23 protein-coding genes are annotated in these 26,225 nt (G+C 71.6%); 11 read left to right on the forward strand and 12 right to left on the reverse strand.

The genetic code is table 11. The features are described from left to right. The first annotated feature begins 268 nt into the window (after window positions 1–268). The gene (locus AC6EI4_RS08305; RefSeq protein ID WP_498451171.1) at window positions 269–847 is read left to right on the forward strand and encodes a GNAT family N-acetyltransferase; all 579 of its coding nucleotides are present in this window, start codon (window positions 269–271) and stop codon (window positions 845–847) included. 67 nt (window positions 848–914) lie between these two features. On the opposite strand, the gene AC6EI4_RS08310 is transcribed toward AC6EI4_RS08305, so the two are convergent. The 4 genes from AC6EI4_RS08310 to AC6EI4_RS08325 form a co-directional block, all read right to left on the reverse strand. Then, window positions 915–3,041 (reverse strand): xanthine dehydrogenase family protein molybdopterin-binding subunit, encoded by a 2,127-nt coding sequence (locus AC6EI4_RS08310; RefSeq protein WP_498451172.1) that lies wholly within the window; start codon window positions 3,039–3,041, stop codon window positions 915–917. Next, window positions 3,038–4,033 carry an FAD binding domain-containing protein gene (locus AC6EI4_RS08315; protein ID WP_498451173.1) on the reverse strand — a complete coding sequence of 332 codons (996 nt, stop codon included), beginning with the start codon at window positions 4,031–4,033 and terminating at the stop codon, window positions 3,038–3,040. Before AC6EI4_RS08315 ends, AC6EI4_RS08310 begins: the two co-directional genes overlap by 4 nt. After that, window positions 4,030–4,551, reverse strand: a complete 522-nt coding sequence (locus AC6EI4_RS08320) for a (2Fe-2S)-binding protein (RefSeq protein WP_498451174.1) — start codon at window positions 4,549–4,551, stop codon at window positions 4,030–4,032. The genes AC6EI4_RS08315 and AC6EI4_RS08320 overlap by 4 nt, the downstream gene beginning before the upstream one ends. A gap of 105 nt (window positions 4,552–4,656) precedes the next feature. Then, window positions 4,657–5,070, reverse strand: a complete 414-nt coding sequence (locus AC6EI4_RS08325; protein ID WP_498423382.1) for a CoA-binding protein — start codon at window positions 5,068–5,070, stop codon at window positions 4,657–4,659. Between the two features lie 87 nt (window positions 5,071–5,157). Between AC6EI4_RS08325 and AC6EI4_RS08330 the strand changes: the two genes are divergently transcribed. Further along, window positions 5,158–6,342, forward strand: coding sequence for an acyl-CoA dehydrogenase family protein (locus tag AC6EI4_RS08330; protein WP_498451175.1), 1,185 nt, complete (start codon window positions 5,158–5,160; stop codon window positions 6,340–6,342). A 33-nt stretch (window positions 6,343–6,375) separates the two neighbouring features. Here AC6EI4_RS08330 and AC6EI4_RS08335 read toward each other — a convergent pair whose 3' ends face one another. After that, window positions 6,376–6,894: a MarR family winged helix-turn-helix transcriptional regulator gene (locus AC6EI4_RS08335; RefSeq protein ID WP_498451176.1), complete on the reverse strand. Its 519-nt coding sequence runs from the start codon at window positions 6,892–6,894 to the stop codon at window positions 6,376–6,378. 54 nt (window positions 6,895–6,948) lie between these two features. On the opposite strand from AC6EI4_RS08335, the gene AC6EI4_RS08340 reads away from it, so the two are divergent. Continuing rightward, window positions 6,949–8,412 carry an MFS transporter gene (locus AC6EI4_RS08340; RefSeq protein WP_498423525.1) on the forward strand — a complete coding sequence of 488 codons (1,464 nt, stop codon included), beginning with the start codon at window positions 6,949–6,951 and terminating at the stop codon, window positions 8,410–8,412. 35 nt (window positions 8,413–8,447) lie between these two features. Here the strand turns inward: AC6EI4_RS08340 and AC6EI4_RS08345 are convergent, their stop codons facing one another. The 7 genes from AC6EI4_RS08345 to AC6EI4_RS08375 form a co-directional block, all read right to left on the reverse strand. After that, on the reverse strand, window positions 8,448–9,086 hold the full coding sequence (locus AC6EI4_RS08345) for a maleylpyruvate isomerase family mycothiol-dependent enzyme (protein ID WP_498451177.1): 639 nt from the start codon (window positions 9,084–9,086) through the stop codon (window positions 8,448–8,450). Window positions 9,087–9,163: 77 nt separating this feature from the next. After that, a complete protein-coding gene (gene abc-f, locus AC6EI4_RS08350) occupies window positions 9,164–10,801 on the reverse strand; it encodes a ribosomal protection-like ABC-F family protein (protein ID WP_498451178.1) in 1,638 nt (545 codons plus the stop codon). Between the two features lie 173 nt (window positions 10,802–10,974). After that, the gene (locus AC6EI4_RS08355; RefSeq protein ID WP_498451179.1) at window positions 10,975–12,612 is read right to left on the reverse strand and encodes a catalase; all 1,638 of its coding nucleotides are present in this window, start codon (window positions 12,610–12,612) and stop codon (window positions 10,975–10,977) included. A gap of 46 nt (window positions 12,613–12,658) precedes the next feature. After that, entirely contained in the window at window positions 12,659–13,138 is a 480-nt protein-coding gene (locus AC6EI4_RS08360; protein WP_498451180.1) for a Fur family transcriptional regulator, read from the reverse strand. Between the two features lie 19 nt (window positions 13,139–13,157). After that, window positions 13,158–14,033 (reverse strand): crotonase/enoyl-CoA hydratase family protein, encoded by an 876-nt coding sequence (locus AC6EI4_RS08365; protein ID WP_498423369.1) that lies wholly within the window; start codon window positions 14,031–14,033, stop codon window positions 13,158–13,160. Continuing rightward, window positions 14,030–15,283 (reverse strand): LCP family protein, encoded by a 1,254-nt coding sequence (locus tag AC6EI4_RS08370; RefSeq protein WP_498423368.1) that lies wholly within the window; start codon window positions 15,281–15,283, stop codon window positions 14,030–14,032. The genes AC6EI4_RS08365 and AC6EI4_RS08370 overlap by 4 nt, the downstream gene beginning before the upstream one ends. 10 nt (window positions 15,284–15,293) lie before the next feature. Beyond that, window positions 15,294–16,676, reverse strand: a complete 1,383-nt coding sequence (locus AC6EI4_RS08375; RefSeq protein WP_498423366.1) for a WS/DGAT/MGAT family O-acyltransferase — start codon at window positions 16,674–16,676, stop codon at window positions 15,294–15,296. Between the two features lie 205 nt (window positions 16,677–16,881). Here AC6EI4_RS08375 and AC6EI4_RS08380 point away from each other — a divergent pair, with 205 nt between their 5' ends. From AC6EI4_RS08380 to AC6EI4_RS08415, 8 genes are all read left to right on the forward strand, one after another. Then, window positions 16,882–17,439, forward strand: a complete 558-nt coding sequence (locus tag AC6EI4_RS08380; RefSeq protein WP_498423363.1) for an acyl-CoA thioesterase — start codon at window positions 16,882–16,884, stop codon at window positions 17,437–17,439. Window positions 17,440–17,588: 149 nt separating this feature from the next. Next, window positions 17,589–19,070, forward strand: a complete 1,482-nt coding sequence (locus AC6EI4_RS08385) for an LCP family protein (RefSeq protein ID WP_498451181.1) — start codon at window positions 17,589–17,591, stop codon at window positions 19,068–19,070. Window positions 19,071–19,118: 48 nt separating this feature from the next. After that, window positions 19,119–20,039 carry a glycosyltransferase gene (locus AC6EI4_RS08390; protein ID WP_498451182.1) on the forward strand — a complete coding sequence of 307 codons (921 nt, stop codon included), beginning with the start codon at window positions 19,119–19,121 and terminating at the stop codon, window positions 20,037–20,039. Continuing rightward, entirely contained in the window at window positions 20,036–20,941 is a 906-nt protein-coding gene (locus AC6EI4_RS08395) for a glycosyltransferase family 2 protein (RefSeq protein ID WP_498451183.1), read from the forward strand. Before AC6EI4_RS08390 ends, AC6EI4_RS08395 begins: the two co-directional genes overlap by 4 nt. 36 nt (window positions 20,942–20,977) lie before the next feature. Then, complete coding sequence (gene glf, locus AC6EI4_RS08400; RefSeq protein WP_498451184.1) at window positions 20,978–22,171, forward strand: UDP-galactopyranose mutase; 1,194 nt, start codon at window positions 20,978–20,980, stop codon at window positions 22,169–22,171. Next, on the forward strand, window positions 22,168–24,225 hold the full coding sequence (locus AC6EI4_RS08405) for a glycosyltransferase (RefSeq protein WP_498451185.1): 2,058 nt from the start codon (window positions 22,168–22,170) through the stop codon (window positions 24,223–24,225). The genes glf and AC6EI4_RS08405 overlap by 4 nt, the downstream gene beginning before the upstream one ends. Beyond that, a complete protein-coding gene (locus AC6EI4_RS08410; RefSeq protein ID WP_498423352.1) occupies window positions 24,218–25,102 on the forward strand; it encodes an ABC transporter permease in 885 nt (294 codons plus the stop codon). The genes AC6EI4_RS08405 and AC6EI4_RS08410 overlap by 8 nt, the downstream gene beginning before the upstream one ends. Beyond that, window positions 25,103–25,879 carry an ABC transporter ATP-binding protein gene (locus AC6EI4_RS08415; RefSeq protein ID WP_498423350.1) on the forward strand — a complete coding sequence of 259 codons (777 nt, stop codon included), beginning with the start codon at window positions 25,103–25,105 and terminating at the stop codon, window positions 25,877–25,879. Window positions 25,880–26,225 lie beyond the last annotated feature (346 nt).

Consider the following 26,225-nt stretch of genomic DNA (forward strand, 5'->3'; position numbering starts at 1 on the left):
CCCAGCCCAAGCGCTGGCCGCGCTGCTGACAACAACGCCAGCAGCCTGACCCGTTGCTTCCACCGATAGACCCAGCCCACGGTGGCAGTGGGCATAACCCCGCGTTACAGCTGGCCGTACGTCGGGCGCCGGCTGTACGTCGTACGTCGGGCCGTACGTCGGGCGTCGGGCGTCGGGTCGGCCGGAGCGAGAGCGGGCGTTGAACGCGGGGGGCTCGAAGCGGGGTGTCGGCGGTGGGAGACAGTGCGTCGACCCCGACGATGGGGGCATGGTTTCCATGCTCGACGACGTCCCCTGGCCGGTCCTCACCGATCGGCTCTCCCTGCGTCCGCTGCGGATCGACGATCTGCCCCAGCTATGGGCTATCCGCTCCCTCGAGCCGGTCAGCCACTGGATGAGCTTCGCCGCACCGGACTTCGCGACCTTCGAGGAGCTCTTCGCCGATGACTCTCGGCGCGCCAGGACCTTGGTCGTGGAGCGCGAGGGCGCGATCATCGGCGACCTCATGCTGTCCATCCAGGACGCGTGGGCCCAGCGCGAGGTGGCCGATCGGGCCACCGGTGTGCAGGCCGAGATCGGCTTCGGGCTCAGCCCGGACCACGCGGGGCAGGGCTACGCCACCGAGGCGGCCCGCGCGCTGCTGCGGATCTGCTTCGTGGACCTCGGGCTGCGGCGGGTCACCGCCGAGTGCTTCGCCGACAACGAGCGCTCGTGGCGCCTCCTGGAGCGGATCGGGATGCGCCGCGAGACGCACAGTGTCCGCGACTCCCTGCACCGCTCGGGCGCCTGGCTCGACGGCTACGGCTATGCCCTGCTCGCCGAGGAGTGGCACTCCCAGTCGGCGTGAGTTCACGCCGACTCGGCGTCGTACGGCGGTGAGTTCACGCCGACTCGGCGTTGTGGGGCGCGGCCGGCTACTGGACGAAGTTGTCGGGGGTGACGGGCAGGTCGCGGACCCGCACGCCGGTGGCGTGGTAGGTCGCGTTGGCGACGGCGGCGGCGGTGCCGACGATCCCGATCTCCCCGACCCCGCGTGAGCCCATCGGGGTCACCGCCGGGTCGGACTCCTCGAGCCACTCCGCGTCGATCTCGCGCACGTCGGCGTGCGCGGCGATGTGGTAGGTCGCCAGGTCCTGGGTCACCACGTGACCGAACCGCGGGTCGCGCACGCCCTCCTCGAACAGCGCCGCGGAGAGGCCCATGGTGAGGCCGCCGATCAGCTGCGAGCGGGTCGTCACCGGGTTGATCACCCTCCCCACCGAGTAGACGCCGAACAGCCGCGGCACCCGGATCTCGCCGGTGAAGCGGTGCACCCGCGCCTCGGCGAACACCGCCCCGAACGAGTGCAGCGCGAACTCGCCGGCCATCGGGTCGTTGGCGGGGCTCGCGGTGAGCTCGCAGCCCGGCGTCGGGCGGTCGCCGAACCGCTCGCGGAACGCCTGGGCCGCGGCCACCACCGCGGTGCCCCACGAGCTCGTCCCCGAGGAGCCGCCGGCCACCGAGGCGGCCGGGAGGTGGCTGTCGGCGAGCTCCAGCTCGATGTCGGCGACCTCGACGTCCAGCGCGTCGGCGGCGATCTGCGCCAGCACCGTCCACGCGCCGGTGCCGATGTCGACGGCGCCGATCTGCACGGCGTACCGGCCCGACTCCAGTGAGCGCACGGTCGCCTCGTTGCCCGGCATCACCATCGCCGGGTACGTCGCCGCCGCCACGCCGGTGCCGACCCACCACTCGCCCTCGGCGGTGGCGCGCGGCTGCGGCGGCCGCTGCGCCCACCCGAAGCGCTCCGCGCCGCGGCGGAAGCACTCCATCAGCTGCCGGTCGTTGAACGGCTGCCCCGTCTCGGGGTCGAGCTCGGGCTCGTTCCGCGAGCGCAGCATGATCGGGTCCACGCCGCAGGCATACGACAGCTCGTCCATCGCCGTCTCCAGCGCGTAGGCGCCCGGCATCTCGCCCGGGGCGCGCATCCACGACGGCACCGCGACGTCGAGCTCGGCCACCCGGTGCGTGGTACGGCGGTGCGGCGCGGCGTACATCATCCGGGTCACCGTGGCGGTCTGCTCGGCGAACTCCTTGATCGCCGACGTCTGCGAGCTTGCGTGGTGCTCGATCACGTCGAGGCGGCCGTCGGCGTCGGCGCCGAGCCGGAGCCGCGAGACCGTCGCCGTGCGGTAGCCGGCCAGCGAGAACATCTGCTGGCGGGTCAGCGCCAGCCGCACCGGGCGCCCGGCGTGGGCCTGGGCGGCCAGCGCCGCGACCACCTCGTGGCAGTGCGGCAGTCCCTTGCTGCCGAAGCCGCCACCGACGTAGGGAGCCACCACCCGCAGCTCGTGCTGCTCCATTCCGAGCACCCCCGACAGCGTCGCGGCGACGGCGTGCACCCCCTGGGTGGAGTCCCACAGGGTGAGCCGCGGCCCGGAGCCGGACAGCGACCACAGCGCGGTGACCGCGTGCGGCTCCATCGGGTTGTTGTGCTCGTGCGGGGTCCGGTAGGTCGCCTCCAGCAGCGTCTCGGCCTCGCCCAGCGCGGTGTCCGGATCGCCGTCCTCGGTGTCGGTGGTCGCGCCCCCGTTGACCTCCTCGGGGGCGTAGAGCTCGCTGGCGTCGGAGAAGTCGGCGGCGTGCGGCTCGACCTGGTAGTCCACCTGGACCAGCCGGGCGCCCTCGCGCGCCGCCTCGGAGGTGCGGGCGACCACGCAGGCCACGACCTGGCCGTGGAAGCCGACCGCGTCGTCCTGGAGGACGGCGAGCTCACGGTCCTCGGTGTCGGCCAGCCGGGGGGCGTTGGTGTGGTCGAGGACCGCCACCACGCCGGGGTGGGAGAGCGCGGCGCCGGCGTCGACGCCGACCACGCGTCCCTTGGCGATCGTCGAGGTCACCAGCCACAGGTGCAGCGGGTTCTCGATGCCGTCGTCGGCACCGCGCTCGACGGCGTACGTCGCGGCGCCGGTGACCTTGGCCGCGCCGTCGTGGCGCCGCTCGGGGGTGCCCATCGACCGGGCGGCGATCGGGGCGGCCAGGTGCTCGGGGGTGGGGCTCATCGCTGGTCTCCTCGCGCGGCGGCGAGCCGGGTCAGCACCAGGGCCGTGGCCCCGCGCACCATCGCCACCTTGTAGCCGGTCTGCTCGGTGGTCACCGCGTCGACGAGCTCGGCGTCGGCGGCCGCGCGGACGGCCTCCTCGGTGAGCTGTGCGCCGCGCAGCGCCTCCTCGGCACGCAGGGCACGCCACGGCTTGTGCGCCACCCCGCCCCAGGCGATGCGGACGTCGCGCACGGTGTCGCCGTCGAGGTCGAGGGCCGCGGCCACCGACACCAGCGCGAAGGCGTACGACGCGCGGTCGCGCGCCTTGTGATAGCCCGAGAGCGCCGCCATCGGCAGGTCCGGCAGCTCGATGGCGGTGATCAGCTCGCCGTGCTCCAGGGTGGTGTCCTGCTCGGGGTGCTCGCCCGGCAGCCGGTGCAGCTCAGCGAACGGGAGCCGTCGCTCCCCGTCGGGTCCGAGCACGACGACGCTCGCGTCGACCGCGGCCAGTGCCACCGCGAGGTCGGAGGGGTGCACGGTCACGCACTCCGGCGACGCGCCGAGGATCGCGTTGTAGCGGCCGTAGCCCTCGGCCGCCGAGCACCCGGTGCCCGGCTCGCGCTTGTTGCACGGGGTGCTCAGGTCCTGGAAGTACACGCAGCGGGTGCGCTGCAGGAGGTTGCCGGCGGTCGTGGCCTGGTGCCGGATCTGACCCGAGGCGCCGGAGAGCAGCGCCCGCGCCACCACCGGGTAGCGCCGGCGCAGCTCGGGGTGGGCCGCCAGGTCGCTGTTGCGCACGTTGGCGCCGATGCGCAGCCCACCGTCGTGCTCCTCGACGGCGTCCATCCCCAGCCGGCGCACGTCGACCAGCGTGGTGGGGGTGGCGATCCCGAGCTTGAGGTGGTCGACCAGGTTGGTGCCGCCGGCCAGGAAGGCGGCGTCGGGGTCCGCGCTCACCGTGGCCACGGCGCCCGCCGCGTCGTCGGGGCGCCGGTAGTCGAGCTCCCTCATGCCGGGCTCCCGCTGGCGGCCTCGCGCACCGCGGCGCGGATGTTGGCGTAGGCGCCGCAGCGGCACAGGTTGCCGCTCATCCGCTCCCGGATCTCGTCGTCGCCGAGCTCGGCGTGCGCGCACAGGTCGTCGCTGACGCTGCTGGGGTGGCCCTGGGCCGCCTCCTCGAGCATGCCGACCGCCGAGCAGACCTGACCGGGGGTGCAGTAGCCGCACTGGAGGCCGTCGGTGTCGAGGAAGGCCCGCTGGACGGGGTGCAGCTCACCGTCGGCGGCGTCGGCCAGCCCCTGGGCGGTGACGACCTCGGAGCCGTCGAAGGCGACGGCCAGCGCGAGGCAGGTCAGGTGCCGGCGTCCGTCCAGGAGCACGGTGCACGAGCCGCACTGGCCGTGGTCGCACCCCTTCTTCGGCGACGTCACGCCGAGGCGCTCGCGCAAAGCGTCCAGCAGCGTCGTCCGGGTGTCGACCCGGACCCGTCGGGGCGCCCCGTCGACGGTGAGCTCGATCTCGGTCTCCACTCGCTTCTCCTCGTCCGGGGCCGGTGCGCGAGGGGCGGTATCCCAATCACCCGCGGGCAAACCCCTGTGGCGCCATGCCCGCCGGCTCGACGGGGCGGCGATGCGTCAGCGAGCGCGGCGCCACTCGATGGCGGGGCAGGTGTCCATCACCATCGCGAGGCCGGCCTGCGTCGTACGGCGGAAGGCGAGCTCGTCGATGACGCCGAGCTGGAACCACACGCCCTTCGCCCCGACCGCCACGGCCTCGTCGGCGAACTGACCGGCCGCCTCGGAGCGGCGGAAGACGTCGACCACGTCGATGTCGAACGGCACGTCGGCCAGCGTCGGGTAGCCCTGTTCGCCCAGCACCGTCGGTGCGGTGGGGTGGATCGGGACGATCCTCTTGCCGCGCTCCTGCAGCAGCCGGGCGATCTCGTAGGCGGTGCGGCTGGGGTCGCCGGAGAGCCCGACGACGGCCCAGGTCTCGAGCTCGTCGAGCATCAGTGCCACGGCCGCGGGATCCTGCCAGTCGGTGCTCATGGGGCCACGCTACGACGACCGGCAAGCCCTCGGCCGGCATCCCGGTCTGGCTGCATGGCACAACTACCCGCGGGTAGCATTGGGCGCATGAGCAGCCAGGACTCGTCGACCTACCCGCTGTACGCCCTCTCCGAGGAGCACCAGGCGATCCGGGAGGCGGTCCGGGCGGTGTGCGACGCCAAGGTCGCGCCGTACGCCGCGGCCGTCGACGAGGAGGTCCGCTTCCCGCGTGAGGCGGCTGCCGCGCTGCAGGCCGCCGACTTCCACGCCGCCCACGTGCCCGAGCAGTACGGCGGGGCGGGCGCCGACGCGCTGGCCACCGTGCTGATCATCGAGGAGGTGGCCCGCGCCTGCGTGTCCTCCTCGCTGATCCCGGCGGTCAACAAGCTGGGTTCGCTGCCGGTGCAGATCGCGGGCTCCGAGGAGCTCAAGGCCAAGTACCTCGGCAAGCTGGCCGCCGGCGAGGGCGGCTTCTCCTACTGCCTCTCCGAGCCCGACGCCGGCTCCGACGCACTCGGCATGAAGACCCGCGCGGTGCGCGACGGCGACGAGTGGGTGCTCAACGGCGTGAAGCGCTGGATCACCAACGCCGGCGAGTCAGAGTTCTACACGGTGATGGCGGTGACCGATCCCGCCGAGCGCAGCCGCGGCATCTCGGCGTTCGTGGTGGAGAAGTCGGACCCGGGCGTCTCGTTCGGGGCCCCGGAGAAGAAGCTCGGCATCAAGGGCTCCCCGACGCGCGAGGTCTACCTCGACAACGTCCGGATCCCCGCCGACCGGATGATCGGTGCCGAGGGCACCGGGTTCGAGACCGCGATGAAGACCCTCGACCACACCCGGGTGACGATCGCCGCGCAGGCGGTCGGCGTCGCCCAGGGGGCGCTGGACTACGCGCTGGAGTACGCCAAGGAGCGCCAGCAGTTCGGCAAGGCGATCGCGGAGTTCCAGGGCCTGCAGTTCATGCTCGCCGACATGGGCATGAAGGTGGAGGCCGCCCGGCAGATGACGTACGCCGCGGCCGGGCGCAGCGAGCGCGGGGACGACGACCTGACGTTCTTCGGCGCCGCCGCCAAGTGCTTCGCCTCCGACGTGGCGATGGAGGTCACCACCAACGCCGTGCAGATCCTGGGCGGCTACGGCTACACCCGCGACTACCCGGTCGAGCGGATGATGCGCGACGCCAAGATCACCCAGATCTACGAGGGCACCAACCAGGTGCAGCGGATCGTGATGGCACGCCAGCTGCTGGCGGGGGTGCAGAGCGAGCTGTGACGGGCTGGGGCCCGGGCTGGGGCGCCCAGCAGGTCACCTGGGCGGGGTTTCGCCGAGCGCCGGATCGGGCCCCTCGGTGGCCAGGGTGAGCAGGCGCAGGTCGCCGGCCAGGCGCTCCATCAGGTCGCGGTCGACGTCGCCGAACAGCTCCGCCTCGACTTCTCCGACCGCGGCGAGCACCTGCGCGAAGCGCGCGCGCCCCGCCTCGGTGAGCTCGACGTTGACCTGGCGCCGGTCGCGGCTGTCGAAGGCGCGCCGTACCGCGCCGGCCTCCTCGAGCTTGGCGATGCGGTGCGTGATGGCCCCCGGGGTCACCTGAGCGAGGTCCTGCAGGGCGCCGACGCTGAGCGGATCCGGCGAGCGGATCAGGCTGGAGAGCAGCGGCAGCTCCCAGAACTCGATGCCCTGCGGAGCCAGCCTGCGGCGGGCCTCGGTGTCGAGATGGTGAGCGAGTCGGCGCAGGCGGGTGTGCACCTCCTTCACGGTGAGGTCCACCCCCGGCCCGCGGACGTGGTCCAGGATCGAGTCGACGCGGTCTCGTCGCTGCGCCATCGGACCTCCTCGTTGGCATTACTTCAACGCTGCGACTATTTTAGCGTGAACCAAATGGAGGTCTGCTCGCCGATGTCGTCACCCACCACCTCAGCTCCGCGGGGCGCCGCCCTGCCCGCCGGACACGCCGATCACGCCAGGGCCACCATCGCGCTGGCGATCCTGGGCATCTTCGTCACCTACGTGCCCATCACCGCCGTCAGCGTCGCGCTCACCACCATCGGCGCCGACACCGGAGCCTCGACGGCCGGGCTGCAGTGGGTCTCGGACGCGTACGTGATCCCGATGGCGGCGGCGGTGCTCTCGGCAGGCGTGTTCGGCGACATCCACGGACGGCGCCGGGTCTTCCTGGTGGGGATGGTGCTCACCATCCTCGGTGGCGCGACCGCCGGCCTCGGCTCGGCTGTCCTCGACGACCACGCCCTGCGCGTCCTGTGGATCGGGCAGGCGATCGCCGGGCTCGGCGCCGGTCTGCTGATCCCGACCACCCTGGCCCTGATCGCCCAGGCGGTCCCGGACTTCCGCGCCCGCGGCAAGTTCATCGGCTTCTGGTCGATGGGCCTGATGTCCGGCCTCGCCCTCGGCCCGATCTTCTCCGGGACCGTGCTGCAGGTCGGTGCCTGGCACTGGATCTACGCCCCGTCCACCACGCTCGCGGTGGTGGCCACCGGGATTGCGCTGCGGCTGCTCCCCGAGTCGGCCCCGGTCGAGGGCCGTCGCCTCGACTGGCCAGGCCAGCTGGCCGCCACGGTCGCGATCGCATTCTCGATCTTCGGCATCATCGAGGGTGGCGAGCAGGGCTGGACGTCCTGGCAGGCGCTGGTCGGGCTGTGCGTGGGCGCGGTCGCCCTGCTGGCGTTCCTGGTGATCGAGCGGCGCAGCGAGGCCCCGCTGATGGACCTGGCGATCTTCCGCTCGCCGGCCTTCTCCGCCTCCGGGTTCGCCGGGGTGATCGCGATGTTCTCCATCGTCGGCGGCATGTTCCTGCTCAGCCTCTTCCTGGGTTTCGTGCAGCGCCTCGACGCGCTCGAGATCGCGCTGCGGCTGCTCTTCGCCACCGGGCTCGGTGTCGCGGTCGGGCCGTTGGCGGCCCTGCTGATGCAGCGGCTCAAGGCGATGCACGTCCTGGCCCTCGGGCTGGTCATCGGCGCCACCGGTCTGTTCTCGCTGACCTTCATCACCGCCGAGACCGGTGTGTGGGACCTCGGCTGGCGCCTGGCGATCTTCGGCCTCGGCAACACCACGATGATGACCGCGGTGACGACCGCCGCGATCAACTCGACCCCGCTGCGGATGGCCGGCATGGCGGCCGCCACCAACACCGTGCTGCGCCAGTACGGCGCCGCGCTCGGCCCCGCGATCCTCGGCGTGGTCTTCAGTCACCGGCTCGCCGGGGGCGCCACCCCCGAGGACGCCTTCGCGGCCGCGCTGATCACCAACGTCGCCCTGCTGCTGCTGGCCGCGGTGGTCTGCCTCGTGGCGGCGCGTCGAGAGACGCACCCGGCCGGCGCGCACTGAGCCGCCCGGCCCCCCGCCACTGCCGGGGGAGCGGATCAGGGCGAGGCGCCGGCCCAGGCGCGCAGCGTCGGCGCGCCGGGACCGGCCAGCTCCTCGGCGAGCGCGGCGCGCCCGGCGGCGGTGGTGGCCAGGGCCGCCGCCGGCCCGGTGACCTCGGGCCCGCTCCCGTGCCGCCACTCGAGGTCGACGGCGCGGTAGGACAGCGACGGCCGCCCACCCCGGATCATCCCCATCATCGGCAGGGGGCCGAGCAGGAAGTCCAGCACCGGAGACCAGTGCTCTACGGGCCGGTCGACGGGCAGGCCCAGCGGTACGACGATGTCGACGCGGTGGACCATCACGTCGGTCAGCGACGAGCGTGAGCCCAGCCCCGGCGGAGCGAAACGGTTGTCGGCCTGGCGGCGCAGCGCCGCGGCGAGGTCGGCGCCCGACCAGTCGGCGAGGGTGGTGGTGAGCCACTGGGTGGCCCGGCGCGGCACCCCCCGGCCGTGCACGAACGCGGCCGCCATCGTGCGCCGGTCCGCCTCCAGCACGCTGACCAGGTGGCAGGCCACCGCGTGCACCGTCCAGTCCGGGCACAGGCTCTGGGTCGCCCACTGCTCGGGACCGAGGGTGTCCCACAGATCCGCCATCGCCCGGCGCTCGGCCGCGATGCTCTGCCAGTGTTCGGACATCGTCCCAGTCTGGGCCGCGATCCCGCCGGGCGCGACCCCCTCGCCCGGAGCCCTACACCGGCGGCTTGCTCGCGAGGCTAGCGGAGCGTGACCCGACCGGCGTCGACGTCCCAGCGCGCGTCGAGCCGGACGTTGTCGAGCAGCCGCCGGTCGTGGGAGACCAGCAGCAGGGCGCCGTCGTAGCTCTCCAGCGCCTCCTCGAGCTGCTCGATCGCGGGGAGGTCGAGGTGGTTGGTCGGCTCGTCGAGCACCAGCAGGTTCACCCCGCGGGCCTGGAGCAGGGCGAGCGCGGCCCGGGTGCGCTCGCCGGGGGACAGGCGCGCCACCAGGCTCGCCACCTGGTCGGCCTTGAGGCCGAACTTGGCGAGCAGCGTGCGCACCTCGGCCGGCGTCATCTGGGGCACCACGGCCTCGAACGCGTCGCCGAGTGCCAGGTCCTCGGCCAGCCCGGTGCGGGCCTGGTCGATCTCGCCCACCGCCACCGAGGCGCCGAGGCTGACGCTGCCGGAGTCGGGGGTCAGCCGGCCCAGGAGCAGGCCGAGCAGGGTGGACTTCCCGGCGCCGTTGGGGCCGGTGATGGCGATCCGGTCGCGGGCGCTGACCTGCAGCGACGCCGGACCGAACGTGAAGTCGCCGCGGCGCAGCGTGGCCTCGTTGAGGGTCGCGACCACCGAGCTGGACCGGGGGGCCGCCCCGATCGTGAACTGCAGGGCCCACTCCTTGCGCGGCTCCTCGACCTCCTCGAGCCGGGCGATGCGCGACTCCATCTGGCGCACCTTCTGGGCCTGCTTCTCCGAGGACTCGGTGCTGGCCTTGCGCCGGATCTTGTCGTTGTCGGGAGCCTTCTTCATCGCGTTGCGCACGCCCTGGGAGCTCCACTCGCGCTGGGTGCGCGCCCGGGCCACGAGGTCGGCCTTCTTGGTCGCGAACTCGTCGTAGGACTCGCGGGCGTGGCGCCGGGACACCGCGCGCTCCTCCAGGTAGGCGTCGTACCCGCCGTCGTAGACCGCCACCTTCTGCTGGGCCAGGTCCAGCTCGACGATCCGGGTGACGCACCGGGCCAGGAACTCGCGGTCGTGGGAGACCAGCACCACTCCGCTGCGCAGCCCGCGGACGAAGGACTCCAGCCGCTCCAGCCCGGCCAGGTCGAGGTCGTTGGTCGGCTCGTCGAGCAGGACGAGGTCGAAGCGGCTGAGCAGCAGCGCGGCGAGCGCGGCACGGGCGGCCTGGCCGCCGGAGAGCGAGGTCATCAGCGCGTCGGCGCCGACGTCGAGGCCGAGGTCGGCCAGCACGGGTGGGATCCGCTCGTCCAGGTCAGCGGCGCCGCTGGCCAGCCAGTGGTCGAGCGCGACGGCGTAGGCGTCCTCGACGCCGGGGGCGCCGGACTCCAGGGCCGCGGCGCTCGCCTCCATCGCGGCGGTGGCCCGGGCGGCGCCGGTGCGCCGGGCGATGTAGTCGGCGACGCGCTCACCGGGGACCCGCTCGTGCTCCTGGGGGAGCCAGCCCACGAACGCGTCGGAGGGGGCGGTGGAGACGGTCCCGGCCAGGGGCGCGTCGAGGGCGGCGAGCAGCCGGAGCAGGGTGGTCTTGCCTGCCCCGTTGGCGCCGACGACGCCGACCACGTCCCCGGGGGCGACCGTGAGGTCGAGGGACTCGAAGAGCGTGCGGTGGGCGTGCCCTCCGGACAGATCCTTGGCGACGAGGGTTGCGCTCACGGGGGCATCCTAGGCGCCGGTGGATCGGCCCCCGACCGCCGTACCGGGCGAGCTCACGCCGACTCGACCGCCGTACGGCGCGAGCTCACGCCGACTCGGCGTTGTTCGTGCGCGAGCTCACGCCGAGTCGGCGCGAAACTCGGGTGAGTTCGCGCCGACTCGGCGTGGGTGGGTCAGCGGGTGACGATTACGTGCTCGTTGGGGACGCAGTGGGTCATCGTGTGACCGGTGACGTCGCGCGGGCCGTTCTTGCCCAGGTTCTCCAGGCGACGCTTCTCCTCGTCGTTGAGCTGCTGGGTCTCCAGCGGCGCGAGGTGGCGCACGTCGTCGGCAGTGATGCCGAGCCCGTCACCCACGCGCTGGCCCAGCTCGTCCTCGCACATGAAGAAGTGCCAGACCATCCGCTCCTGGACCTCCCGGGTGGCCTCGGAGATGTTCGCGACCAGGTTCGCGACCAGGTCGTCGCGCTCCCAGTCCTCCATCAGCCGGAACCGCTCGCCGGCCTGGGCGTAGTCGTTGGTCCGCGGGATCCGGGACCGGGTCAGCCGGCCGCTGATCTCGGGGCCGGTCTCCACGTGCCCGGGCTTGATGGCCTCGCTGAGACCGTTCATCGTGGACGGCTCGTAGTTCACGTGCGGGTTCTGCCCCTCGGCGAGGTCCACCTGGTAGGACATCTCGCCGCCGCGCTGGTTGGTCTGCACGCGGGCGTTCTTCGGCGCGTTCACCGGCAGCTGCAGGTAGTTCGGGCCGACCCGGTAGCGCTGGGTGTCGCTGTAGGAGAAGGTCCGCCCCACCAGCATCTTGTCGTCGGAGAAGTCCAGGCCGTCGACCAGGACACCGGTGCCGAAGGCGATCTGCTCGTTCTCGTTGTGGTGGTCCTCGACGTTGCGGTTGAGCGTCATCGTGCCGACGAACCTCGGCTCGAAGATCTCCTCGGGCCAGACCTTGGTGTCGTCGAGCGGGTCGAAGTCCAGCTCGGGGTGGTCGTGGTCCTCCATCAGCTGGACGAAGAGGTCCCACTGCGGGTAGTCACCGCGCTCGATGGCCTCGTAGAGGTCCTTCGAGGCGTGTCCCAGGTCGCCGGCCTGGATGTTGGCGGCGTCCTCCTCGGTCAGGCTCTTCACGCCCTGCCGCGGCTGCCAGTGGTACTTGACCAGGTGCGAGACGCCCTCGGCGTTCACCCACTTGTAGGTGTTCACCCCGAAGCCCTGCATGTGCCGGTAGTCGGCGGGGATTCCGCGCGGGCTGAACAGGTTCACCAGCATGTGCATCGACTCCGGCGTCTGCGACATGAAGTCGAAGATCCGGGCCGGCTCCTGGCGGAACGTGACCGGGTCCGGCTTCAGGGAGTGGATCACGTCGGGGAACTTGATCGCGTCGCGGATGAAGAAGACGCCCAGGTTGTTGCCGACCAGGTCCCAGTTGCCGTCCTCGGTGTAGAACTTCACCGCGAAGCCGCGCGGGTCGCGGGCCGCCTCGGAGGAGTCGCGCCCGCCGATCACCGTGGAGAAGCGGATCGCCAGCGGCGTCTTCTTGCCGGCCTCGGCGAAGAGCTTGGCTCGGGTGTACTTGGCGATCGGCTCGTCGCCGACCTTCCCGGAGGCCTCGAACTCGCCGTAGCAGACGAACCCGCGCGCGTGCACGACCCGCTCGGGGATGCGCTCGCGGTCGAAGTGGCTGATCTTCTCCAGGAAGTGGTAGTTCTCCAGCGTGGCCGGGCCGCGGGACCCGACCGTGCGCTGGTTCTGGTTGTCGTAGACCGGATGCCCCTGGCGGGTGGTGAGCATTCGACGGCCGTCGTCCTGGGTCATGGTGAATCCTCTCGTCGGTCGATGGTCGTGCGGGTGCGGGCGGGGGTCACGCGCGCGACGACTCCGGGGACGCGGCGCACGCGGGGCACAGGCCCCAGAAGGTCACCTCGGCCTCATCCACGACGAAGCCGTCGGTGGTCGACGGTTCCAGGCACGGCGCGGCACCCACCACGCAGTCCACGTCGACGGTCCGCCCGCAGGAGCGGCAGACCAGGTGGTGGTGGTTGTCGCCGACCCGGGCCTCGTAGCGGGCCGGGGAGCCGGCCGTCTCGACCCGGCGGGCGACACCGGTGCGTCCGAAGGCGTCCAGACAATCGTAGACCGTCTGGATGGAGACATCACCGGCCCGGGCCCGCGTGCGGGCCACGATGTCCTGGACGGGCAGGTGCTCCCCGTGTACGAGGGCATCCTCGAGCACGGCGAGCACGGCTACCCGCGGGCGCGTGACACGTAGGCCCGCTGCGCGGAGCCGTTCGGCTTCGGCTGCCTCCATGGGCGCCCTGGTACCCGATGCGACCCGATCCATGCCCGTCGCGCGGGCGGCGTCAGCCGGGGAAGATCCGCGGGAGGTCGCTGGCCCGGCCGGTGAACTTCGGCTCACGCTTGTCGCGGAACGCCGCCACGCCCTCCTTGCCGTCGCCGACCGAGGTGTGCCACATCGCCAGCGAGTCGGCGAGGTGCGCCTCGAGGGGGTGAGCGGCGGCCGAGTTGCGGTAGAGCATCTGCTTGGCCAGCGCCAGCGCGACGGGGGAGCGGCCCACCACGAAGGAGCGCGCGAGCTCGAGGGCGGCCGGCAGCAGGTCCTCGGGCTCGTGCACCGAGCGGACCAGCCGCCCGGCGTGGGCCTGCTCGGCGGTGAGGATGTCGGCGGAGTAGATCCACTCCAGGGCCTGCTGGATCCCCACGATGCGCGGCAGGAACCACGTGGAGCACGCCTCCGGCACGACCCCGAGGCGACCGAAGACGAAGCCGATCCGCGCCTTGGTCGAGGCCAGCCGAAGGTCCATCGCCAGCGTCATGGTGGCGCCGATGCCGACGGCCGGGCCGTTGATCGCGGCGATCACCGGCTTGGGGCAGGCGTGGATGGCGAGCGTCACCTTGCCTCCGGTGTCGCGCACGCCCTGGTCGTACGGCGCCTCGGTGAGGTGCGCGCGCAGCCCCTCCGGGGTGGGGTCGGCGTCCTCGTCGAGACCGAAGACGTTGCCCTCGGCGGAGAGGTCCATGCCGGCGCAGAAGGCCCGGCCCGCGCCGGTCACGACGATCGCCTTCACCTCGTCGTCGCGCGCCGCGTCGAGGAAGACCTGCTCGAGCTCGGCGGCCATCGTGACCGTGAACGCGTTCAGCGCGTCGGGGCGGGCGAGGGTCAGCGTGGCGACGCCGTCGGCGTCCACGCTCCAGTCGAGGGTGGAGAAGGAGGTCATCTGGGGAGTCCTGACGGTGTGCAGAGCTTCTTGGGGATGTCGTCGGTCTTGTCTTCGGCGATGTAGTCGAACATCTGCTGGGAGCGCTCCGCGTCCCAGGTCACCCGCAGGTCCGAGATCGGCACGCCGCAGGTGAGCCCCTTGTCGCCGTTCACCCGGGTCATCGCCATCGCGAACTTGCCCAGCGTGAAGACACCGGTGCCCTCGCTGACCCGCACCGCGTCGGCTGCCGCCGTGTTGAGGCGGAAGTAGCGCACCGGGTTGAGCACCGTCCACGGCGAGAGCACCTTGGCACCGAGCGCGGAGACCACCTCGCGCTGCGCCGCGGCACGGTCCACGTCTCCGCGCGCCGAGTAGGTCTTGCGTGAGCGGGCGTAGCCGAGAGCGGTGAGCCCGTCGACCTCCTGGCAGCCCTTCTTGATGTTCAGCCGCGCGGCGGGGTCCTTCATCGCCTGCTTCGGGCAGATCTCCACGCCCCCCACGGCGTCGACCATGTTGATCACGCCGCCGAAGCCGATCTCGATGTAGTGGTCGACGCGGATGCCGGTGTTCTGCTCGATGGTCTCCACCAGCAGCGGCGCCCCGCCGTAGGCGAAGGCAGCGTTGACCTTGCCGGTCCCGTGCTCGGGGATCTCCACGGTGGAGTCCCGGGGGATCGACATCAGCACGTTCGGGCCCGAGCCGGTGTGCAGCAGCATGATGGTGTCGGTGCGCTGGCCCTGGCGCTCGCCGGCGCGCACCGCCTTGCGCTGCTCGTCGCTGAGGTCGTCGGCCTTGTCGCTGCCGACGACCAGGTACGTCGTGCCGGGCTGCTCGCCGGGCCGGTCGCCCTCGGGGGTGGCGTCCACCTTCTCGACCTTCTGCAGGGCCCAGATGGGGGTCGCCACCAGGAAGATCAGCCACAGGATGAGCAGCGCCCACACCCAGCGCAGGCGGGGGCGCGGACGCCAGCGGCGGCCTCGAGGCGGCTCGCCGGGCGGGGCCGGAGCGGGGCGCGGTGGCGCGGTGCGCGTGGACGACGAGGGCCGAGGGGCCGGGCGCGGCGTGGGCTCGGCGGCGGGCCGACGGACACCGGGGGCCGGCTGCACCGGCATCACCTGGGTCTCGTCGGGGCGCGGGCGCCGGCGGGGCGTGGTGGGGATCGCCCGGGTGGCGTCGTCGGGCGGCGTGCCCGTCGCGCCGGAGCCGTAGAGCCAGTCGTACTCCGGAGTCCCCTTGTCGGGTCCGCCGTTGGGGGGACGGTCAACCATGTTCCAGACGCTACCGCGCCGCGCCCACCAGTTCGGTGACCGACGCCGCCATGGCGTCGACGAGCACGTCGAGGTCGGGGGCCGCGTCGTAGTCCGCGGTGATCCCGAAGGTCAGGGTGTCGCAGTAGGAGAAGATCGCCACGCCGAAGCGCACCTGGTCCGCGATCGGCACGTAGGGCAGCAGCGACACCGCCTCGCGGCCCAGGGCGTAGAGGGGCTGTCGTGGTCCCGGCACGTTGGTCGTCACCGTGCTGATCTGGCGCTGGGGCAGGCCCAGGCCCAGCTTCATCGCCCAGGCGACCGGGGCGAAGGCACTCAGCTCCAACGCGGCGGTCAGGTTGCCGCCGGCCTCGATCTGGTGGCTGGCGCGCAGCTTGCCGATGCGCTCGTGCACCGCCAGCAGCCGCTCGACGGGATCGGCGAGGTCGACGGGCAGGTGGGGCAGCATCATCGAGACCCGGTTGTCGGGGATCGACTCCTCGCCCGGCGCGCGGGTGGAGACCGGGACCAGCGAGCGCAGGGCCCGCGCGTCGGGGGTCTCCCCGCGGTGCAGCAGCAGCGCGCGGAAGCCGCCGGCCACGGCGGCGAGCGCGACGTCGTTGACGGTGACGCCGTAGGCCTTGCGCACCGCGCGCACGTCCTCCAGGCGGGTGTCGGTCCAGGCGTAGCGGCGGCTGCCGTCCAGGGCCCCGGTCAGCGAGGTGGCCGGGCCGGGGCGCAGCGTGCCGGCCAGGGCCAGCAGCCCGCGGGCGGAGTCCAGGCTCGAGCGCATCAGCCGGCCGGGGCTGCGCACGGTCCGGCCGAGCGCCGCCACCGTGTGGGCCGGGGTGGTGCTCAGGTCCCACAGGGCCTGCGCGGTGAACGCCGCCGTCGAGACCGGTGCCGCGGGCTGCCAGTCGTCGGGCACCGCGGGACGGGGCTCGGGGGTGGGGTCGAGCACGAGCTTGTAGAGGTCGGTGCCGGAGACCCCGTCGACGACGCTGTGGTGGAGCTTGGACAGCAGCGCCCACCGACCCTCGGGCAGGCCCTCGCAGAACCAGTACTCCCACAGCGGCCGGCCGCGGTCCATCCTGCGTGACATCACCCGGCTCAGCAGCCGGCCGATCTCGGCGGGACCGCCGGGCGAGGGCAGGGCGGTGTTGCGGATGTGCCAGCGCACGTCGAAGTCGGGGTCGTCGACCCAGGCCGGGGGAGCGATGTCGAAGGGGACCTGGCGCAGCTTCTGGCGGTAGCGCGGCACCAGCGGCAGGCGGCCGGCGATCGTCTCGACGAACTCGTCGAAGTCCGGGGCTGGCCCCTCGAAGATCGCGAACGATCCGATGGCCATCGAGGCGGTGGGATCGACGTCCTCCGCCTCCAAGAAGGCCGCCGCCAGCGGTGTGAGTCGCTCCATGTTCACTCCCTGTCCGGGAGCACCTCGGCCCCCCGCCAGGCGTCGGCCCCGTCACCACGCCCGGATCGACCATGGCAGAAGGGCGCCGCGCTGTCCACGGGTCGCACGCCCCCCGAGCGGGCTCGAGGAGATCCCCGCCACTTCTGCGCCCGATGCCCGCGGCCCTTCGGCGCCGCGGCCCTCGGGCGCGACTAGCGTTCCGCGCATGAGCGAGCACCAGACCGAGCTGATGGACCCCTCGGCACTGGCCCATTCGGCACTGGCGGAGCCGGTACTGGCGCATCCGCCGGCCTACGCACGGGTGTCGCTGGCGATGCTGATGCACACCGCCGAGGCGAACCTGCTCGGCAACGTGCACGGGGGCGAGATCATGAAGCTGGCCGACTCGACGGCTGGCGCGGTCGCCCAGCGGCACAGCGGCGGCCCGGCGGTCACCGCGGCGATGGACGAGATGGTGTTCCTCAACCCGGTCCGGGTTGGCGACATCGTCAGGACCTCGGCACAGGTCAACTGGGCCGGGCGCTCCTCGATGGAGATCGGCGTGCGGGTGGAGGCGCAGCCCTGGGACGACGCCGCGGAGCCCCGCCACGTCGCCTCGGCGTACTTCGTCTTCGTGGCCGTCGACGCCGACGGCGCGGCTCGCCCCGTGCCCGCCCTGGTGCCCGAGACCCGCACCGAGGTACGGCGCTCGCGTGAGGCCGAGATCCGGCGCTCCCACCGGCTCGCCCGCAAGCAGGAGATCGACCGCGGCCGCGACCGCTGAGCCGGGCCGTCCGGCGAGGAGAGTGAGCCGACACCGGCGCGTCGTACCCGCCTGTGACTGCTGGGACTGGTGATACTGGCTGTCTTGGGTCGGCCAGCTCCGCACGACCCATCAGCTCAGCAGGACCCATCAGTAGAGAGGCACTTCGGATGCCACCCGAATCTTCCCCCGGGTTGCCCGATCGAGACGGCGACCTGCCCGGCCCCGGACGACCGGTCGCGCTGAGCGCGGACGACCGTGCCGGGCGCGTGCGGTTCCGTCGCGCGATCACGCTGATGCTGATGACGCTGGTCCTGCCGGGCTCCGCGCAGCTGGTCGCCGGCAACCGGCGCGTCGGGCGGATCGCCCTGCTGACCTGCGCCGCGGTGCTGGCGATCGCACTGCCGGTGCTGCTGCTCGGCTTGGTCTGGCACGGCCTCCTCTACTGGCTCGGCACCAACACCTTCTTGCTGGGGGTCCTGCGGCTGCTGCTGATGGCGCTGGCCATCGGCTGGGCGGTGCTGTTCATGGACGCCTGGCGCCTCGGCGCCCCGCTGACCCTGCGCCAGAACCACCGGCTCGCGGTCGTCGGCGTCAACGGCCTGCTGTGCTTCTCGGTCGCCGGGACGCTGCTCTTCGGCGCCCACGTGGTGGGAGTCCAGCGCGACTTCCTGACGATGTTCGGCGACGGCAAGGTGGCCGGCTCCTCGGACGGGCGCTTCAACGTGCTCCTGCTCGGCGGGGACTCCGGCGCCGGCCGCTGGGGGCTGCGCCCCGACTCCCTCACGGTGGCCAGCGTGGACGCCGAGACCGGGCGCACGGTGCTGATCGGGCTGCCGCGCAACATGGCGAACTTCCCCTTCGCCAAGGGCTCGACGATGGCCGAGCAGTTCCCCGACGGCTTCGACTGCGACGACTGCTACCTCAACGGCGTCAGCACCTGGGCCGAGGACAACCCCGAGCTCTTCGGAGACTCCGAGCACCCCGGCATGGACGCCACCGTCTCCGCGGTGGAGGGCATCACCGACCTCGACATCAGCTACTGGGCGATGGTCAACCTCGAGGGCTTCAAGGACCTGGTCGACGCGTTCGGCGGCGTCACCCTCAACGTGCGCGACCGGATCCCGGTGGGCCTCCCGCACGACGACTTCTTCCACTACATCGAGCCCGGCGAGCGCAAGCTCGACGGTCACGACACGCTGTGGTTCGCCCGGGCCCGTGAGGGCTCCGACGACTACTCGCGGATGGCGCGGCAGAAGTGCGTGATGAACGCGATGATCACCCAGATCAGCCCGACCACGGCGGTCCGCAACTTCGAGAAGATCGCCGCGGCGAGCTCGGCGATGGTCTCCACGAATCTGCCCGGCAGCGAGTTGGACCGGTTCCTCCCGCTGGCTCTCAAGGCCAAGGGTCAGAAGATCTCGACGCTCTCGCTGGTCCCGCCGATGATCCAGACCGCGGATCCCGACATCGACCTGGTCCACCGCAAGGTCGCCGAGGCGATCGACGCCTCCGAGGGCACGGCGAAGGCGCCGAAGAAGAAGAAGGCGAAGGCGGCCCAGTCGCCGACCTCGGTGACCGGCGGCTCGATCGGCTCCCTGCGCGAGGGCTACGCCGCCAACCAGGCCGAGGACCTGGGCTCGGCCTGCTGAGCGGCGGCGGGTGCGGACCGGCTCAGGCCACGCCCTAGGGTGTATGCCGTGCCCCCCGACGACCATCCGAACGAGCGCGTGCTCGCCGTCGTGGTCACCTTCAACCGCCTGGCGCTGCTCCAGCGGCTGCTCGCCCGCCTCGCCCAGGTCGGCCGGCTCGACGGCGTGCTCGTGGTCGACAACGCCTCCACCGACGGCACCGGCGCCTGGCTGGCAGCCTCGGCCCCGGCGGGCGTGGAGACCCTCACCCTGCCGGAGAACCGGGGCGGCGCCGGAGGCTTCCACGCCGGTCTGGCCGCCGCTGTCGAGCGCGGTGCCGACCTGGTCTGGCTGATGGACGACGACGGGGTCCCCGAACCGGACTGCCTCGACGTGCTGCTGGGCCACCGCGACCTCGACTTCTGGGGCCCCGCGGTGCTGGCCGAGCAGGACCCGACCCGGCTGTGCTTCCCGATCCGCCTGCCCGGCTCCACCCAGGTCGTGCACGCGATGGCGCAGGTCGAGGCGGCCGCGCGCGACGGGCTGATCCCCGACGTGGTCATCCCCTTCAACGGCGTCCTGCTCACCCGCGAGCTGGTGGAGCGCATCGGCCTGCCGCGCGAGGAGTTCTTCATCTGGGGCGACGACGTGGAGTACCTCTGGCGCGCCCGCGCCGCCGGCGCCCGGGTGGCCACCGTCGTCGACGCCCGCTTCCTGCACCCGGCCACCGACGACCTGGGCACGCCGATGGCGCACGGGCGCACGACGTACAACCACAGCCCGAGCGACCTCAAGCACTACTGCATGGCGCGCAACAACCTGCTCAACCTGCGCGACTACCGCGGCCGCCTGCACGCGCTGGCGTTCGTGGCCAAGACCGCGTGGTTCTACACCTTCACCCGGCCCAGCGTCCGTCGCCTGCGGCTGAGCGCCCGCGCGATGTACGCCGGGCTGCGCGGTGACTTCACCGGGCACCGGAGGTACCTGTGAGCGAGAGCGTCGCGGTCGTCATCGTGACCTACAACCGGGCCGAGCTGCTCGCCCGGATGCTGGACGGGCTGGCCGCCCAGACCCGGATGCCCGATGCCGTCCACGTGATCGACAACGCCAGCTCCGACGAGACCCGCGCGGTCCTGCAGGCACGTCGCGACCTGCCCCTGGTGCTCACCCACAGCGACGAGAACCTCGGTGGGGCCGGCGGCTTCCACCTCGGCGTCCAGCAGGCCTACGAGGCCGGGCACGACCGGATCTGGCTGATGGACGACGACGTGGTGCCGGCCCCGGACTGTCTCGAGGTGCTGCTGCGCCACGACGCGCCGTGCCTGGCCGCGGTGCGCGAGGACCTCGCCGGACGGCTGGTGGAGAAGGCGGCCGTCCGCTTCGACCTGCGCAACCCGCTCGCGGTCCGGCCCAAGCGGGCCACCGTCGACTCGACGTACGCCGACCGGGGCGCCATGCCCGAGACGGTGCCGGTCGAGAACGTGGCCTTCGAGGGCTTCCTGGTGCACCGCCGGGTGATCGACGCGATCGGCCTGCCGGACCCGTCGTTCTTCATCTTCTACGACGACGTCGACTTCGCCGTGCGGGCCCGCCACGCCGGTTTCCCGGTGCTGGCCGTGCGCGACGCGGTGCTGGTGCGCCAGCTCGACTTCGACCAGCAGCACTCCCTGGACACGTGGAAGGGGTTCTACATGTTCCGCAACCTCTTCGTCGTCCACTTCCGCTACGGCGAGAACGCCCTCGTCCGACTCAAGCCCTACCTCATCGCCCTCGCCGTCGTCTGTCTCAGCCCGCTGCGCGGCGGACGGGCGGAGGCGGTGAACGTGATCCGTGCCATTCGCTCGGCGCGGACCATGCGTCGAGTGCCCGAGCGTGCCCTTTCCCGTCGCTAGACTGACGGTCGCGTCAACCCACAGGAGAAGCTCCCCTTGACTGACCCCGGCAACCCGCCCCTGCCCGACCTCGTCGTCGTCGGCTCCGGATTCTTCGGTCTGACCATCGCCGAGCGCTGTGCCGATGAGCTGGGACTCAAGGTCCTGGTGCTCGAGCGTCGTGCCCACCTCGGTGGCAACGCCTACAGCGAGATCGACCCCGAGACCGGGATCGAGGTGCACAAGTACGGCACTCACCTGTTCCACACCTCCAACGAGAAGGTGTGGGCCTACGTGAACCGGTTCACCGACTTCACCGACTACCAGCACCGGGTGTTCGCGAAGTACCAGGGACAGGTCTACTCCTTCCCGATGAACCTGGCGCTGATCAACCAGTTCTTCGGCCGCTCCCACACGCCCGACGAGGCGCGTGCGCTGATCGCCGAGCAGGCCAGCGAGATCGCCACCGCCGAGGCGACGAACCTCGAGGAGAAGGCGATCTCCCTGATCGGGCGCCCGCTCTACGAGGCGTTCGTGAAGGGGTACACCGCCAAGCAGTGGCAGACCGACCCCAAGGAGCTGTCGGCCGACATCATCACGCGGCTGCCGGTGCGCTACAACTTCGACAACCGCTACTTCAACGACAAGTACGAGGGCCTGCCGGTCGACGGCTACACCGCCTGGCTCGACGCGATGGCGGACCACCCGAACATCGAGGTGCGCCTGGAGACCGACTTCTTCGACGTCGCCGACGACTACCGCGGCAAGGTCCCGATCGTCTACACCGGCCCGGTCGACGAGTACTTCGACAACCGCGAGGGCCGGCTGTCGTGGCGCACCATCGACCTGGAGGCCGAGACCGTCGACGTCGACGACTACCAGGGCACCGGGGTCGTCAACGCCAACGACGAGGACGTGCCCTGGACCCGGGTCCTGGAGTTCAAGCACCTCCACCCCGAGCGCACCTACCTGCCGGGCAAGACGATCGTCGTGCACGAGTACTCCCGCTTCGCCGAGGAGGGTGACGAGCCCTACTACCCGGTGAACACCGCGGAGGACCGGGCCAAGCTGCTCAAGTACCGCGAGCTGGCCAAGAAGGAGGAGATGGTGCTCTTCGGCGGCCGGCTCGGCACCTACAAGTACCTCGACATGCACATGGCGATCGGCTCGGCGCTGTCCATGTTCGAGAACAAGCTCAAGCCGCACTTCGCCGAGGGTGCGCCGTTGACCAGTGGGGGAGTGGACGAATGAGCACCACAGAGATCGCGACCGGGACCCTGCAGAGCCAGGCGACGGGCACCGGCCCGCGCCGGGTGCTGATGCGCCAGGTGCTGCCGGCGGACCGGGACCTCGACGTCCTGCCGCTCTACGTGGACACCCAGCCGGTGTCCCTGGACGCCGACAAGTACGAGATCGGCACCAACCGCAACGCCCGGGCGCTGCACGCGGCCGCCATGCGCCAGTCCGCCTCGAGCGGCGACAGCATCCACCCCGACCAGATCGTCGGGCGCCACACGGTGCGGATCCTCTCGGGGGCGAAGCTCTCCTTCGGCACCTACTTCAACGCCTTCCCGGCCGGCTACTGGCGGCGCTGGTCGGTGGTCAGCCAGGTGCGCCTGACGGTGTCGCTGAGCGGGCGCGGCGCGTCGGTGGTGGTCTACAAGTCCACCGCCAACGGGCGCTCCCAGCGCGTCGACCAGGCCAGCACCGAGGACGTGGACAGCGCCACCTTCTCCTTCGACCTGCCGCTCAAGCCGTTCGTGGACGGCGGCTGGTACTGGTACGACGTGGTCGCCAGCGACGAGGACACCGAGGTCAGTGCGGTCTGGGACGCCGAGGTTCCCGAGGACCGGGCCACGCCCGGCTCGGTCGCCATCGCGATCACCACCATGAACCGCCCCGACTTCTGCGCCGAGCTGCTCACCCAGATCGGTGACGACGAGGGCGTGCACGAGCTGCTCGACGAGGTGCTCGTGATGGAGCAGGGCACCCAGAAGGTCTCCGACAGCCCGCTGTTCCCCGGCGTCGAGAAGTCGCTGGGCGACAAGCTGCGGGTGATCGAGCAGGGCAACCTCGGCGGGTCCGGCGGCTACGCCCGCGGGCAGCTGGAGACGCTGCGCAAGGGCACCGCGACGTACGTCATGTGCATGGACGACGACGTCGTCTGCGAGCCCGAGGGCATCATCCGCGCGGTCACCTTCGGCGACCTCGCCCGGCGCCCCACCATCGTGGGCGGTCACATGTTCAGCCTGTACGCCCGCTCGCGGCTGCACAGCTTCGGCGAGATCGTCCAGCCGTGGCGCTTCTGGTGGCAGTCCGCGCCGGGCGTCTTCACCGACTGGGACTTCGCCGCGCGCAACCTGCGCTCGACGCGGTGGCTGCACAAGCGCATCGACGTGGACTTCAACGGCTGGTTCATGTGCCTGATCCCGACCGTGGTGCTCGAGGAGATCGGGCTGTCGCTGCCGCTGTTCATCAAGTGGGACGACAGCGAGTTCGGGCTGCGGGCCAAGGCGGCCGGCTACCCGACGGTGAGCTTCCCCGGTGCCGCGGTGTGGCACGTGCCGTGGACCGACAAGAACGACGCGCTGGACTGGCAGGCCTACTTCCACCAGCGCAACCGCTTCATCGCGGCGCTGCTGCACTCGCAGTACGACCGCGGCGGGCGGATGCTGCGCGAGAGCCTCAACCACCAGATCGCCAAGCTGGTCGCGATGCAGTACTCCACCGTCGAGCTGCGCCACCAGGCGCTCGAGGACGTGCTGGCCGGGCCCGCCGCGCTGCACCGCGACCTGCCGGTGCGGCTGCCGCAGATCAACGCCTTCCGCAAGCAGTTCACCGACGCCCAGCTCGAGGCCGACCCGGACGCGTTCCCGCGGGTCCGGCGCTCCAAGCCGCCCCGCAAGGGCAAGGACGGCACCGAGATGCCGGGGCGGTGGGCGCTGCTGGTCACCGCCGGCGTCGCCCCGCTGCGCCAGCTCAAGCGGCCGCGTGCGCTCTCGCGCAAGCACCCCGAGGCGGAGATCCCCGCCATGGACGCGCAGTGGTACCGCCTGGCGCGCTACGACTCGGCGATCGTGTCGATGCCCGACGGCACCTCCGCGGCGCTGTACCAGCGTGATCCCGAGCGCTACCGCGACCTGCTGCGCCGTACGATCCTGATCCACCAGCGGCTGCGCCGCGAGTGGCCGCGACTGGCGCAGGAGTACCGCGACGCGCTCGACGAGGTGACCTCTCCGCAGGCCTGGGAGGAGACGTTCCGTCCCTGGATGGACCCGGAGGGGGAGGACCAACTCGGTGACTGAGCACGCGCAGGCGGTGCGGGTGGTGGACGCCCCCCTCGCCCCGCCGTCTGCCACCAGCGGCTTGTTCGAGGTGTTCCGGCGCCGCTACCTGCTCAAGCTGTTGGTGCGCCGGGAGATCTCGGCGCGCTACCAGGGTTCGTTCCTGGGTCTGTTCTGGTCCTACCTGCAGCCGGCGTTCCGGTTGGCGATGTACTACTTCGTGATCTCGGTGATCCTGGATCGCGGGATCGAGAACTTCGCGATCCACCTGTTCGCCGGCATGGTGATGGTGCACTTCTTCACCGAGACCTTCGGGGCCGGGACCCGCTCGATCGTGCGGAACAAGGGCTTCGTGAAGAAGATGGCGGTGCCCCGGGAGATGTTCCCGGTCGCCTCCACCCTGGTCTCGGCCTATCACGTGGTCCCCGGGCTGGTACTGCTCGTCTCCCTGTGCCTGTGGCTGGGCTGGACGCCGGACCTGACCGGGATGGCGGCGGCGGTGCTCGGCTTCGCGCTGGTCGCGGTCCTCGGCACCGCGCTGGGGTTGCTGTTCAGTGCGGCTAACGTGTTCTTCCGCGACTTCGGCAACGTGGTGGCGACGCTGACCCAGTTCACCACCTTCAGCGTGCCGATGATCTACCCCTACAGCATGGTGGCCGACCGCTTCGGGGAGTTCGCGCACTACTACCTGCTCAACCCCATCGCCGAGGCCGTGCTGCTCTTCCAGCGCGCCTTCTGGGTCGGCACCACCGACGACCCGACGGCCACCATCGCCGAGCACATGCCCGACCACCTCTTCGCGATCGGCTTCGCCCACCTCGGGGTCGCGGTGGTGCTGCTGGCCGTGGCCCAGCTGGTCTTCACCCGACTCGAGAACAAGATCCCGGAGCGTCTGTAGATGACCAGGTCCATCGTCGTCGAGGACGTCTCCAAGTCGTTCACCCTGCGCTACCACCGCACGCTGAAGCAGATGTCGGTGGCGGCGCTGCGCGGCAAGCCGCTCAGCGAGACCTTCCAGGCCCTCGACCACGTCTCCTTCACCGTGGAGCAGGGTGAGTCGATCGGCCTGATGGGGCTCAACGGGTCGGGCAAGAGCACGCTGCTCAAGCTCATCAACGGGATCATGCGACCCGACTCGGGCTCGGTGCTCACCCGCGGCCGCATCGCCGGGCTGATCGCCACCGGCGCGGGGTTCCACCCGCAGCTCAGCGGTCGCGAGAACATCTTCCTGAACGCCGCGGTCCTCGGCATGACCGAGGCCGAGACCCGGCGCAAGCTCGACGACATCGTCGAGTTCGCCGACGTGGGCAAGCACCTGGACTCGCCGGTGGGCCACTACAGCTCGGGCATGTTCGCCCGGCTGGGCTTCGCGGTGGCGATCCACGTCGACTCCGACATCTTCCTGGCCGACGAGGTGCTCGCGGTGGGCGACAAGCCCTTCAAGGAGAAGTGCATGCAGCGCATGCAGGAGGTGCGCGACAGCGGTCGCACCCTCTTCTACGTCAGCCACGCCGCCGGCTCGGTGCGCAAGATGTGCGACCGGGTGCTGGTGCTGGAGAAGGGCCGGCTCGCCTACGACGGCGAGGTCGACGCCGGCATCCACTACCTGAAGTACGACGCCCCGTCCGGCACCGACCAGGAGATCGCCGACGAGGAGCTCGCCAACGACGTCTGAACTCGTGTGCGTGGGGGAGCAGCGACCGTTCGGAAGGAAAACGCGACCCCTGCACAGCCGGGCCGACCCTGGGGGCTCGTGAGTTTTCCTTCTCAACGGTCGCTGGCCGGCTGACCCTGCCTCGTCCGCGGGGACAGGCCGGGGTGACAGCGGGGGATCCCGGGCGTGTCGGGGTGGCGAGACGGTGTCGGAAAGCCCACAATCACCTGCCCCGGTTTGACAAACTTCGAATCCGTCGGCGTGTCGACTGGAAATTACACTCTTGTAGTTACTCGCGAAGTCTTGCGGTGACCAGTGTGACTGATGTGAAACTTGCTACCCATGTGAATCACTTCCCCCGCACTGG

It is taken from the genome of Nocardioides sp. Z43_10 (assembly GCF_059766615.1).